This window comes from Bradyrhizobium sp. GW821-FHT13H06 (genome assembly GCF_058803975.1).
On record NZ_JBXAPN010000014.1, the window covers coordinates 1 to 11554 of the forward strand.

General features: G+C 65.7%; 12 protein-coding genes. 5 read left to right on the forward strand and 7 right to left on the reverse strand.

Annotation, left to right across the window (positions count from 1 at the left end):
* Positions 1 to 149: 149 nt before the first annotated feature.
* Complete coding sequence (locus AC1RQP_RS36025) at positions 150 to 1814, reverse strand: aminotransferase class III-fold pyridoxal phosphate-dependent enzyme (protein WP_492942074.1); 1665 nt, start codon at positions 1812 to 1814, stop codon at positions 150 to 152.
* Positions 1815 to 1849: 35 nt separating this feature from the next.
* Between AC1RQP_RS36025 and asd the strand changes: the two genes are divergently transcribed.
* A complete protein-coding gene (gene asd, locus AC1RQP_RS36030) occupies positions 1850 to 2713 on the forward strand; it encodes an archaetidylserine decarboxylase (RefSeq protein ID WP_197968177.1) in 864 nt (287 codons plus the stop codon).
* 65 nt (positions 2714 to 2778) lie between these two features.
* Positions 2779 to 3345: an NUDIX hydrolase gene (locus tag AC1RQP_RS36035; protein WP_492942076.1), complete on the forward strand. Its 567-nt coding sequence runs from the start codon at positions 2779 to 2781 to the stop codon at positions 3343 to 3345.
* A gap of 51 nt (positions 3346 to 3396) precedes the next feature.
* Here the strand turns inward: AC1RQP_RS36035 and AC1RQP_RS36040 are convergent, their stop codons facing one another.
* The 3 genes from AC1RQP_RS36040 to AC1RQP_RS36050 form a co-directional block, all read right to left on the reverse strand.
* The gene (locus tag AC1RQP_RS36040) at positions 3397 to 4722 is read right to left on the reverse strand and encodes a FecR family protein (protein ID WP_492942291.1); all 1326 of its coding nucleotides are present in this window, start codon (positions 4720 to 4722) and stop codon (positions 3397 to 3399) included.
* A 277-nt stretch (positions 4723 to 4999) separates the two neighbouring features.
* On the reverse strand, positions 5000 to 5764 hold the full coding sequence (locus tag AC1RQP_RS36045) for a DUF2147 domain-containing protein (RefSeq protein ID WP_492942078.1): 765 nt from the start codon (positions 5762 to 5764) through the stop codon (positions 5000 to 5002).
* 104 nt (positions 5765 to 5868) lie between these two features.
* Positions 5869 to 6153 carry a hypothetical protein gene (locus tag AC1RQP_RS36050; protein ID WP_492942080.1) on the reverse strand — a complete coding sequence of 95 codons (285 nt, stop codon included), beginning with the start codon at positions 6151 to 6153 and terminating at the stop codon, positions 5869 to 5871.
* Between the two features lie 232 nt (positions 6154 to 6385).
* Between AC1RQP_RS36050 and AC1RQP_RS36055 the strand changes: the two genes are divergently transcribed.
* On the forward strand, positions 6386 to 7288 hold the full coding sequence (locus tag AC1RQP_RS36055; RefSeq protein ID WP_492942082.1) for a hypothetical protein: 903 nt from the start codon (positions 6386 to 6388) through the stop codon (positions 7286 to 7288).
* An 81-nt stretch (positions 7289 to 7369) separates the two neighbouring features.
* On the opposite strand, the gene AC1RQP_RS36060 is transcribed toward AC1RQP_RS36055, so the two are convergent.
* Entirely contained in the window at positions 7370 to 7543 is a 174-nt protein-coding gene (locus AC1RQP_RS36060; protein WP_492942084.1) for a hypothetical protein, read from the reverse strand.
* 96 nt (positions 7544 to 7639) lie between these two features.
* On the opposite strand from AC1RQP_RS36060, the gene AC1RQP_RS36065 reads away from it, so the two are divergent.
* Positions 7640 to 8839, forward strand: a complete 1200-nt coding sequence (locus tag AC1RQP_RS36065; RefSeq protein WP_492942086.1) for an extensin-like domain-containing protein — start codon at positions 7640 to 7642, stop codon at positions 8837 to 8839.
* A gap of 82 nt (positions 8840 to 8921) precedes the next feature.
* On the opposite strand, the gene AC1RQP_RS36070 is transcribed toward AC1RQP_RS36065, so the two are convergent.
* Together AC1RQP_RS36070 and AC1RQP_RS36075 are read right to left on the reverse strand one after the other, a co-directional pair.
* A complete protein-coding gene (locus AC1RQP_RS36070; protein WP_492942088.1) occupies positions 8922 to 9266 on the reverse strand; it encodes a DUF6665 family protein in 345 nt (114 codons plus the stop codon).
* 43 nt (positions 9267 to 9309) lie between these two features.
* Complete coding sequence (locus AC1RQP_RS36075) at positions 9310 to 9945, reverse strand: TetR/AcrR family transcriptional regulator (protein WP_492942090.1); 636 nt, start codon at positions 9943 to 9945, stop codon at positions 9310 to 9312.
* A 195-nt stretch (positions 9946 to 10140) separates the two neighbouring features.
* On the opposite strand from AC1RQP_RS36075, the gene AC1RQP_RS36080 reads away from it, so the two are divergent.
* Positions 10141 to 11448 (forward strand): HlyD family secretion protein, encoded by a 1308-nt coding sequence (locus tag AC1RQP_RS36080; RefSeq protein ID WP_492942092.1) that lies wholly within the window; start codon positions 10141 to 10143, stop codon positions 11446 to 11448.
* Positions 11449 to 11554: the final 106 nt, after the last annotated feature.

The window sequence follows — 11554 nt, forward strand, 5'->3', positions numbered from 1 at the left end:
CCCAACCCTCCCCCGCAAGCGGGGGAGGGAGCCTAGTGCCGATGCCGCCGCACCGTGCGCACCATATGCGATTGCCCTGCCGCAAGCGGGGAGAGGGGGAGGAGAGACCTCGCCCCGGAACAACGATGAATGTGGTTGGACTGTTGCCCTCAGCGCCCGAAGCGCTTCGCCAGCATCTCTTTCAGGATCTGCCGCTTGATGTTCTTGTTGGTGAGCACGCCGTCGTGCCACCAGAAGCCGTCGGCCTTCATCTTTTCGGCGGCGCGGACGAAGCGTTCGGCGACCTCGGTGAAGTCGGCGTCGGTGTAGTTGAGGCTGAAGATCAGCCGGCCGGTGCCGACCCAGCTCAGCGCCAGGCCCTCGGCGCGCAGGTAGTATTGCAGCATCCAGTTGTAGCGGGACGGCGTCGTGTATTTCACCGTCCAGATCGAGGAGAAGTTGGCGAACCGCACCGGCAGGTCGGCGCTCTCCATCATCCGGTTGAGCTTTTGGACGCGGCCGTTCCAGGTCTCCTCGAGGCCGTCATAGACCGCGCGGAAGTTCGGGCTGGCGAGGCGGCTCAGGAACTCGTCCATCGCCGTCATGACGTAGGGGTGGGAGTTGAAAGTGCCTCGGGCAAAGCAGATGTCGGCGGGACGATCGTCGCGGAAGCGGCGCATCAATTCCTTCTTGCCGCAGACCACGCCGACCGGCAGACCGCCGGCGAGGCTCTTGCCGTAGGTCACCATGTCGGCGCGCACGCCGAAATATTCCTGGGCGCCGCCGGCGGCGAGACGGAAGCCGACGAAGACCTCGTCGAAGATCAAGACGATGCCGCGTTCGGTGCAGACTTCGCGCAGCTTCTTCAGCCACTCCGTGTAAGCGGCCCGATCGAAATTGCCGCCGCGGGAGGAATCGACCAGCGAGGAATCGCCGGGCGCGTTGGCGTTGGGATGCAGGCCCTGCAGCGGATTGACCAGCACGCAGGCGATGTCCCTGCGCGTCTTCAGCACGTGCAGCGTCTTCTCCGACATCTCGGCGAGGGTGTAGGTCTCGTGCGCGGGGATAGGATTGCCGACGCCGGGCTGCACGTCGCCCCACCAGCCGTGATAGGCGCCGGCGAAGCGGACCAGATGCGTGCGCTTGGTGTGGTAGCGCGCCAGCCGCACCGCCTGCATCACGGCTTCGGTGCCGGACATGTGGAACGACACTTCGTCGAGGCCCGAGATCCGGCAGAGCCGGGTCACGTTGTCGAGGATGACGGGATGGTAGGGGCCGAGCACCGGTCCGAGCGCATGCGCCCGCTTCTCGGCGCCCTCGATGCATTCCTTGTAGAAGTCGTTGCCGAAGATGTTGACGCCGTACGAGCCGGTGAGATCGTAAGAGGTGTTGCCGTCGACGTCGGTGACTGTGACGCCGCGCGAGGATTCCATGAAGGTCGAGGTGCCCAGGTGCTCGCGGACGAGACGCGAGAACTGGAACGGCACGCGGTAGCTCTCGGTGAAGTTCAGGTCGGAGATTTTCTCCGCCGCCTCCTTCGTCATCGCGCGGCCCTTCGGGTAGCGCTCGGCGTAGAGGCGGGCGAGGCGGAAGAAGCCGTCCTTGCGTTGCGCGGCGATGTTCGCGGGCGCACCGTCGCAGGAGAAATAGTCGTTCTCTCCGTACTCGTAGAACGGCAGCAGCCGCGCTACCCGGCGCGACATCTTGGAGTGCCCGGCGAGCGACCGGTGCTTGGCGCGGGAGAGTTCGATGCGCGCCTTGAGCTTCGGGAAGGCGGCGGCAGCGGACGCTGCGGCGGCCACGGACATCGAGAGAATCGGGAGTGTCGTTTCCATGACAACAAGCGCTAACCCTGCGAGCTGACAGATTCATGACAGTCAAAGCCCTCATCGCCTCTTTCACCCAGCAGGAAGACCTCAACTTCCTGTTGACCAACCGCATCCCCCGCGCGGCCCTGACCCGCTTCATGGGCTGGTTCTCCAAGGTCGAGAATCCGCTCGTCCGCGACTTCTCGATTGCGCTGTGGAAGCTGTTCTCGGACCTCGATCTGTCGGAGGCGCGCAAGACGCATTTCAAGAGCCTGCACGACTGCTTCACCCGGGAGCTGAAGCCGGGCCTGCGGCCGTTTGATCCGGATCCGGCGGTGGTGGCGAGTCCCTCTGATGGAATCGTCGGCGCCCACGGCAAGATCGCCGACACCGAGCTGTTCCAGGTCAAGGGTGCGCCCTATTCGCTGCTCGACCTGCTCGGCGATTCCGCGCTGGTCGACCAGCACCGCAACGGCTCCTTCGTCACGCTGCGGCTGACGTCGAGCATGTATCACCGCTTCCACGCGCCCTATGACGCCCATATCGAACGCGTCACGCTGATCCATGGCGACGTCTGGAACGTCAACCCGATCGCGCTCAAGCGCGTCGAGCGTCTGTTCTGCAAGAACGAGCGCGCGGTGATCCGCACCCACCTCTCTACCGGCGAGGCGGTGACACTCGTGCCCGTTGCGGCGATCCTGGTCGCGAGCATCCGGTTGCACTTCCTCGACATGGTGCTGAACGCGCAGACGAAGGGGCCGGTCAATTTCCCCTGTGACGTCAACGTGGCCAAGGGCGAGGAGCTCGGCTGGTTCGAGCACGGCTCGACCATCATCATCCTGGCGCCCGGCGATTTCAACTTTTGCGACGGCATCGCCGAGGGTTCGCGCATTCGCGCGGGTCAAGCGCTCTTGAGGAGAAACTAGCCTTCAATCTGCCGTCCCCGCTGGCTATATCGTCTGTCGGGGACGACGATTTGGATGTGTGAGCGATGGCGCGGGCGCCGGTCTTGGCCGCGGGGGGTATTGTGCTGCGGCGTGGCTCGGCGCCGCTGATCGCGGTCGTGCGCCAGCGCAAGCGCAACGAATGGGTCCTCCCCAAGGGCAAGCTCGACGACGGCGAGACGCCGAAGGAAGCTGCGCACCGCGAGGTGCTGGAGGAGACCGGCCACGAGGTTGCCGTGCACGAATTTCTGGGCACCCTCGTTTATCAGTCCGGCGGGCGCTCCAAGGTCGTGCATTTCTGGCGGATGGAAGCTGACGGCGGACCGGTCCGCAAGCTGATGAACGACATCAAGGCGGTCGACTGGCTGACGCTGGACGATGCGATTGCCCGCCTGTCGCGCGAATATGAGCGCGCGTTCCTCAACCAGGTCGGCCCGATCGCGCTTGCGGCGGCGGGGCTGGCAGCGTCGCCGCCGCCGCCCGAGCCGGCGCAAGCGGCCGATGACATCGATACCGCCTTGCAGACGCTGACTCCGGCCGAGGCGGCGTCCGTCGACGAGCTGCGCCACGGTTTGCTGCAGAAGGTGAGGGCGTGGCTGCGCGGCGAGGCGTGAGACCTGTTCACGCCGCTCTGCCGCGGTCGCAATGACGGAGGGGCGGCGCCGTCACCGCCGCTCTTTCTTCTCCCTCGGAGAAGGCGCCGGTCTTCGTGGCGGTGCGAGGCGCTGCTGGAATCCACCGGGGCGCTGCATGCCCGGCTGCGGCGGCACGATTCCGCCGGGCTGGGGTTGCATCTGTCCATCGCGCTGCGGCCGGGTTTGCGGCGCGGCGCCCGGCTGCGTTGCTTCTCCGCGGCGCGGTGCGCCTGTCGGGCGACCTGCGCCTTGCTGCTGGCCCTGCTGCTGTCCCTGGCCTGCGCGCCGGCCACCCGGCTGCATGGCGCCGCCTTGTCCCTGCCGCTGCGGCGGCTGCGCGCCTCGCCGGTCAGGCGTACCCGGCTGCTGCTGACCCGGACGGATGTTCTGGCCAGGCTGGCCGTTCGGTCGCTGTTGTTCCGGCGGCTTATTCGGCCGCAATTGCTGCTGCTGCGGCTGGACCGGTCGCGGAATGCGGCTGAGTGCACCCGGATTGGCGCGGCGGAAGTCGCGCTGCTCGGTGACGATCTGGCGGCCCGTGGTTTGTGCCAGATGCACCTGGCTGACGAAGCCGCGGTCGCGCGCGATCTGCTGCGCGGGAATCGTGATCGGTACCGCGGCAAAGCGCATGACGCCGCCGCCCGCACCCGGCCGGATCGCAAAGCCGCTGGACGCCTGTGTCAGCGCGCCGAGCCGCGTGCCGCTGGTGCGGTCGTCGACGTCGATGTGGCCGACCCGGCCATCGGCGTCGGGATAGAGCTTGATGTTGACGTTGCTGGCCCTGCTCGCCGCCGCGCCTTCCGGCACCTCGACGACGCCGGTGGTGCCGCGGATGCCGAGCGTTGCCGTCGGCGTGGTGATCTTCATGTCGCCGGTCTTCGCCACCGCTGCCGCCACGAAGGCAACCGTGCCCTTGCCGACGTCGAAGATCGCCGAATTCTGCCTGCCGCCGTCCTCGTAGACGTAATTGTCGATCGTGATTTTGGCGCTGGCCGAGAGATTGAACGTGGTGGCGTCGTTGAAGGTGATGCCGAGCGAGGAGTTCGACGAAGTCTGCACCACGTCGTTGAGATAGATGTCGTCGCGCACGCGCAGCGGATAGGAGTTCTTGTCGCGGATCACGGTGGCGATCCCCGTCACCGTCGCGACGTTGCCGATCGGCTCGACGGCGGCGGGCTGCGCGTCTACAGACGGCGTCGGTGAGGCCGACGGCGTCGGGGAGGGGCCGGGTAGCGGCTGTGCTTGCGGTTGCGTCTGGGCGAGCTCGAAGGCCTCGAATGCACAAGCCGCGTTGCCGCCGGCCAGCGACAAGGCCAGCAGCACAAGCGCGAACGCGAAGCGGCGCCGAGCCACCATCAAATCCACGAAAAAGTCCCGGTGAGAACGCGAGGCGAGAGCTGCGGATATGAGCCGGGTTTGGCTGAATGGCGGATGAACATGTTTCGCAGGGCGAGGGGCGTTTGAAAGCCACGTTCGCCCAGAATGTGGCGTCGCCTTCTTGCTCGTCATTCCGGGGCGCGACGACGTCGCGAACCCGAAATCTCGAAATTGGAGTGGGTCTGCGGAGCGAGATCCTCAGGTGCGCAATTGCGCACCATAGTTCGATGCTTCGCATCGCCCCACGGTGGTAATATCAGCTCACGCGCTTCCAGGTCTGGCCGCCGCAGAACATGCCGCCGAAGGCGCAGCCCTGCACGCGCATCGCGTTCGGACCCTTCATCGCGATCGTGGAATCGTAGTTGCGGCCGGAGTCGGGATCGTGGATGCGGCCGCTCCACGTCGAGCCGTCGAGCCTCATGTTGATCAGGATGCGCGCATTGGTCTTCTCGGCGTAACCGCAGAGATTGGCGCCGCACTGCTCGACGCGGACATTGCCCTTGTTGCCTTCGGTCGCCCACAGGCCGATCGGCGAGTTCGGCGCCGCCACGGGCGCGGCGGCAACAGGAGCCGGGGCCGGCGCGGGAGCAGCAACGACGGGAGCGGGCGGGGCAACCGCAGCAGGCGCAGCAGCGGGCGCAGGTTGCGTGGCGTCGATGGCGACGGACGGAGCGGCGGCAACGGTCGCTGCCGGGGCGGCGGGCGGGGTCACGGCCGGCGCCGTGGGCGCAGCCGCCGGGACCGGAGCCGGCGCAGGCTGCGCCGTCGTGGGGGCGGGAGCCGGCGTGGCGTCGAGGTCATCGTCCTTGAAACCGCCAAGGCCCTTGAGGTTGATGTCGTTCAGCTTGATCGGCTTGTCCGACAGGCCCGGCGCGACGATGGTCACGCAATCGAGCGAGGCGCAGTTGCGCGGCGTCTCGATGCGAATGCGCTGCCCTTCGATCTGGAACGAGATCGAATTGCCGGCATATGCAGTCGAAGCGAGCAACAGCGCGGTGGCGGCGAAATAGAGCTTCTTCACGAGACCTCCAAAGATGCAGCCTTGAGCGGGTATGGTCTATGTCGCTAAGCCAGCGAGCGTGGTTCGACCCTAGGCCGCAAGCCTCGCTCCCTCTGTGACTGAAGTCACGGCCGCCGGTCCGCGCAGCGCGAAGTGTCGGGCGGCTCGCGGTCGTAACAGCGTCTCGCTGCTTGCTCGGTCTTGCGGAAGAAGCCATCCAGACCGGCAAGCGCCGTGACCCAGAGCAATAACAACTCGTTATCGGGAGTAGTGAATCCGTGCCACGCGTTCTTGGGAATGAACTTGGGAATGAATTTGGGAATGAATATCGTTGCGGCTTTCTCAATTGGGCAACTGACATCCATCATTCGCGTGAGATGTGTCGACGACGCTGTCCGCTTCTCGCCCATTTGCAACCGCCTCGACTTCTGGACTCCCTGTAGCCCTTCGATTAAGTTGATCGCTCCGGCTTCTGAATTGATCGCTCTGCCTTCCTGCGCAGCCAGCCGTCACTGACGCGCTCCTCCGTCCACGACGAACAAGGGGTCACGCATGGTGAAAGACGTTCCGGAGCTGGAGCACCGCTCGCCGCGTGAAGTCGAGCGGGAGCCAAAGAGGCCGCTCGAGACGCAGAGCGTCCCCATGATTCGAGAACTCAAGGATCACCCGAGCGCCAAGGCGTTTCCGGCGAACGACAGGCTCCAGGTCGCCGCTCCGGATACGGTCGTGGCCGACAGGGTGTTGCGGTCGGGGACGGCCGGGCACAACGGGTTCAGGAATTTCGTGTTTGCATACGCGAGAGGGTTGCCGGCGCGCGTATGCGCCGTAGTGCCGGACGGCACGACCGAGTTCACCCGCGCGCTCATCTTCTTCCATCCGCTGCCCACACCACGGGCCGGATACGACGACGGACAGTACGCGGACCAGACCGGCGGCTGGCACAACATCTACCGCTACTGCGAGCAGCAGGGCGCCCAGCTCGCCGCGTCGAACAAGAAGATCGTGCTCATCATGCCGATCTTCAGCCTCGCGTCGACGGAAACGTGCGGCGTGTTTCCCGACAAGTGGAAGGATTTGATCGAGTTGATCCTGAGACATATCCGCGACCAGCGTTTTCCGGGACGGAAAGACGAGGATATGGACCTCAAGGAAGTGATCACGGCGAGCTACAGTGCCGGCGTGGAATACATGAGCACGTTCCTGAACAAAGCCAAGGGCCTCAAGTCCGCTCTGAAAGAGGTGTGGGACTATGACGGCCGCTTCTCGACGAGCAAGGACAGGAGTGAGGGGCTGCGCTCTTTCGCCCCGAAGGTGTTGACCTACGACCAGCGGCCGGTGAAGCTGAACCAGGTCGTGCAGGAGTTCCGCCTCAACAAGGGGATCCACATTCCGCTGCCGCGGTGGCAGGACCTCGGCAAGTCGTCGAGCTTCCTCGACGTTGCCGACCCCAACGTCGCAGCGGTCCCGGGTGCATCGCTGTTCGTCCACGGCGCCATGCCGCGATATCTGATGTTTCACTCGCTGATGCAGAGCTCGGTTGGCTAGCACCCGGCTCAGGCTGGCATTCACACCGCTTTAGAGCCTCGGCTGCCTGATGGCAGGCTGTGATGCGGTCGGTGAACGCTTCTAGATCATGCCGAGGACGATAGCGCCGACGAAGGCCATGGCGAGGTAGGCGGTGATAACGCTCAGTCTGCCGGCGAACGTCATGAGTCGCTCCCGATGGTCGCGCGCTCTGCCACCACCATCATGGTTAACAGAGAGTCTCCTCGCGAAAAAGGCAGTCTCGCTGTCGCTCATCGTCGGCAGCCGACAGCGCGCGCGGCCGCCATGGTTAAGGAAGGCTGAAATCAACGTGTTGAAGAGTCTTTAAGTAAATTCACCGAACGTGCGTGCATGACGCGCGGAGTTCGTTTGTATCTCGTCGGCTCCATCGTCCTTGTTTCGCTAGCGGGTTGCGGTCGCGGCTTCTTTCAGGCCGAACGCGAACCGTGGCGGGCCGAGGCGGAAGCCGCATGCCTGAAATCGGGCGCGGTGAAGGAGGGGCCGGATCTCGTCCGCATCGACCCGATCTCCGGCCCGGGCATGTGCGGTGCCGAGTTTCCGCTCAAGGTCGCCGCCATCGGCGAACCCTCGAGCAGCTATGGCTTTGCCGACGAGGCCCTGCGCCCGCCGGCCAGCATCGGCGGCCAGCCGCGTTGGCCGGTGACGCAGCCGCGATCGAATTATCCGCAGAGCCAGAACGACCCGGCATCGACCTATCCGCAAGGCTCGAACTATCCCCAGAGCGCGGCGCGCCAGCCCGCCGGTTATGGCACCGGGCCGATATCGCTGAACGCGCCCGGCGTGGCGCCGCAGGAGGACGAGATCGACCTGCCGCCCGACGGCACTGACGCCGCGGGTGCGGCGCGCTACATGAACGCACCGAGCTATCCGGCACGGCCGGCGCCTTACTCGCAGGCGCCTGCGCAGCAGCCGCTGCCACGTCTCGGCCCTGCGCAGGGCAATCCCGTCACAACCGTCGGTCCCGTCGCGATCAAGCCGACGGCGACGCTCGCCTGCCCGATCGTATCCGAGCTCGACCGCTGGCTCGCCGACACCGTGCAGCCTTCGGCGATGCGCTGGTTCGGCGTCCGCGTCGCCGAGATCAGGCAGATCTCCGCCTATTCCTGCCGCGGCATGAACGGCAATTCGCGTGCTCACATCTCCGAGCACGCCTTCGGCAACGCGCTCGACATCTCCGCCTTCGTGCTGGCCGACGGCCGCCGCGTCACGGTGAAGGACGGCTGGCGCGGCATGCCGGAGGAACAGGGTTTCCTCCGCGACGTGCAATCGGGAGCGTGTGCGCATTTCACCACCGTGCTCGCGCCGGGCTCGAACGTCTTTCACTACGATCACATTCACGTCGACCTGATGCGCCGCGCCAGCCGCCGCCTGATCTGCCAGCCTGCCGCCGCGTCCGGCGAGGAGGTCGCCGCGCGCGCGCAGTCGCGCAGACCCTATGCGAGCGCGCGCGAGCCATCGGTGACCGGTTCACTCGGTGCGCGCAGGAGCATGGCGCGCAAGCACGAGGAAGACGAGTACATCGACGAATAGCGGCGCGTTTCACCCGTGGCCGAAATGGAGCGAAGCGCAGTCCGGGACAATCGTCCCCGCATTCCGCTTCGCTCCCTGCCGGCTACGATCTACGAGACCGGCTTGACGGTGCCGGGGCCAGCCCCATGCATCGCTGCACCTCACCCGGAACGTTGTAGGTGCGCATGATGTGGCGGCTGTCGCGCAGGCCGGATGCCTCACGTTGGACGACGAACATCCAAAGCGCGTGGCCGGCTTCCATCACCAGCTTGCGCCTGGCCGGCTGCATTGAGGCCGGAACCTCCGAAGGTGCGTGGGCGGCGTCGAATTCGCGCAAACGCGCGAGGCTCTGTTCGAGTGCGCGGCCCATCCGTCCAAGCGCCGAGGCCTGTTCCTGGACGATCTCATAGTGGAGGATGTCGACCGGCGGGCGAAGATCACGAGACATGGCCGCAATATAGTGCTGCCCGGCCCGTCTGCGCAACGCGCTGCTACTTCGTCTTGTATGCCGCCAGGAACATCCGCGTTGCGCTGTCGACCACCTCGGTCATGCGCTGTTCCGAAGGCGCGGGCGCGGCCTGGAAGACGAAGGGCAGGAACAGCGAGGCCTTGCACAGCTCCATGAACTGCGAGGCGGCAAGATCGCAATCGTCGATCTCGAGATCGCCCGCGGCGACGCGGGCCTTGAGATAACCGGAAAGGCGGTTGATGGACTTGTCCAGCACGCGCCCATAGTAACGGCGGCCGACATCGGGCATGCGTTCGGCGATCGCCATCACGGTGCGGATCGCCGATCCGCCACCGGGCCGGCAGACCAGGTGAAGGTAGGCGAGGCCAAACTCCTTCAGCGTGGTCTTGGCATCACGGGTGGGATCGAAATTGAACACGACCTGGCCGTGCTGGAGCGCTTCCTGCTCGAGGATGGCTTCGAACAGCGCGGATTTATCGGCGAAGTAGACGTAGAGCGTGCCCTTCGAGACCTGAGCGGCGCGCGCGATCTCGCCCATGCTGGCGCCATCGAAACCGAGGTCCATGAACACTTTGCGGGCGCCGTCGAGGATCTGGCGGCGCTTGGAGCTGTCCTCTTCATGGACAACCTGCGGATGTTCCTTGGCAACTACAACCATTGGTTTAGAGTCTCGGAAAGTTTTTGGACCGGATCAGGTCCATGAAACCCGAATAAAGCCTTCGAGGTCGTATGGTCTGTCCGTGAAGATTGTTTATATTGACCGAACGGTTCGGTCAATGATACTTGGGATCAGCGAGAGGGAACCGGCTGCGCAGCGGCCGCCCTCGATCGCACCTATTTGGGGGAGGCCTTTATGGCCGTATCGAGAGACCAGACTGCTCGCGTCCTTCGCCAGGACGCGGTGGCGGAGCAGTCGGGGGACGATGCTGCGTCCGAGACATCCGCACCTCATGCCGAGCAGTTGCGCGCTCATGTGGCCGAGGAAGCGAAACGTCCGACCCCGGAGGCGCCAAAGCCCGTGACCGACAAGCCGGCCGCACCCGCGCCAGGCGCACCCGCCGCCGGTGCGCGCAACTCCGGCAAGCGCAAATTCGTCCTGATGGGCATCGGCCTCGTCCTCGCGCTCGCGGCAGCGAGCTACGCCGGCTATTACACGCTGGTCGGCCGCTTCTATGTTTCCACCGACGACGCCTATGTCCGCGCCAACAATACGATGCTCGGCGCGCGCGTTGCCGGCCACATTGCCGCGATCCTCCCCGGCGACAACACGCCGGTGCGTGCCGGCGACATCGTCTTCCGCATCGACGACGGCGACTACAAGATCGCGGTCGAAGCCGCCGCGACCAAGATCGCGACCCAGCAGGCCACCATCGATCGCATCGGCCGCCAGGTCGCCGCGCTCGACAGCCAGGTCGCGCAGGCCAAGGCGCAGCTCGTCTCCGCGGAGGCGGGCCTCAAGCGCGCCGACCTCGATTATGAGCGCCAGCAGGCGCTGAGCAGCAAGGGCTTTGCCTCGCGCGCCACCTTCGAGAGCTCGGAAGCCGGACGCGATCAGGGCGCCGCCGCGGTCAAGGCAGCGCAGGCCGCCTACGACGTTGCCGTCAGCAATGTCGATGTCGCCAGGGCACAGCAGGCCGAGGCCCAGGCCCAGCTCGCCGAGCTCAAGACCACGCTCGCCAAGGCCGAGCGCGACCTCGCCTTCACCGCGGTGCGCGCGCCGGTCAACGGCACCTTCTCCAACCGCCTTGTCAACACCGGCGACTTCGTCGCGGTCGGCCAGCGCCTCGGCAACATCGTGCCGCTCGACGACATCTATATCGACGCCAACTTCAAGGAAACGCAGCTCAAGCGCATCCGCCCCGGCCAGCCGGTGACGATCAAGGTCGACGCCTACGGCATGCGCAAGTTCTCCGGCGTCGTCGACAGCATCGCGGCGGGTGCGGGCTCGGTGTTCACGCTGCTGCCGCCGGACAATGCCACCGGCAATTTCACCAAGATCGTGCAGCGCGTGCCGGTCCGCATCCGCGTGCCGAAATCGGTGGCGAAGCAGAATCTGCTCCGTGCCGGCATGTCGGTCTACGCAACCGTCGACACCAACAAGGGCGCCGCCGACGCCGACAGCGAGGTCGATCTCGACGATCCCGCGGTCCATCCGCAGTAAGCGCGGTGACATGAACCTCGACGCACTCTTACCCCGAGCGCAGGTGCGCTCCCTCCCCCGCCTGCGGGGGAGGGTTGGGGAGAGGGTGTCTCCGCCAGGGAGATTC

What these genes read in the sequence shown, in the direction of transcription:
- AC1RQP_RS36025 (WP_492942074.1), bottom strand. Translation starts at nt 1,814, where the DNA reads ATGGAAACGACACTCCCGATTCTCTCGATGTCCGTGGCCGCCGCAGCG.
- asd (WP_197968177.1), top strand. Translation starts at nt 1,850, where the DNA reads ATGACAGTCAAAGCCCTCATCGCCTCTTTCACCCAGCAGGAAGACCTC.
- AC1RQP_RS36035 (WP_492942076.1), top strand. Translation starts at nt 2,779, where the DNA reads ATGGCGCGGGCGCCGGTCTTGGCCGCGGGGGGTATTGTGCTGCGGCGT.
- AC1RQP_RS36040 (WP_492942291.1), bottom strand. Translation starts at nt 4,722, where the DNA reads ATGGTGGCTCGGCGCCGCTTCGCGTTCGCGCTTGTGCTGCTGGCCTTG.
- AC1RQP_RS36050 (WP_492942080.1), bottom strand. Translation starts at nt 6,153, where the DNA reads ATGGGCGAGAAGCGGACAGCGTCGTCGACACATCTCACGCGAATGATG.
- AC1RQP_RS36055 (WP_492942082.1), top strand. Translation starts at nt 6,386, where the DNA reads ATGATTCGAGAACTCAAGGATCACCCGAGCGCCAAGGCGTTTCCGGCG.
- AC1RQP_RS36060 (WP_492942084.1), bottom strand. Translation starts at nt 7,543, where the DNA reads ATGAGCGACAGCGAGACTGCCTTTTTCGCGAGGAGACTCTCTGTTAAC.
- AC1RQP_RS36065 (WP_492942086.1), top strand. Translation starts at nt 7,640, where the DNA reads ATGACGCGCGGAGTTCGTTTGTATCTCGTCGGCTCCATCGTCCTTGTT.
- AC1RQP_RS36070 (WP_492942088.1), bottom strand. Translation starts at nt 9,266, where the DNA reads ATGTCTCGTGATCTTCGCCCGCCGGTCGACATCCTCCACTATGAGATC.
- AC1RQP_RS36075 (WP_492942090.1), bottom strand. Translation starts at nt 9,945, where the DNA reads ATGGTTGTAGTTGCCAAGGAACATCCGCAGGTTGTCCATGAAGAGGAC.
- AC1RQP_RS36080 (WP_492942092.1), top strand. Translation starts at nt 10,141, where the DNA reads ATGGCCGTATCGAGAGACCAGACTGCTCGCGTCCTTCGCCAGGACGCG.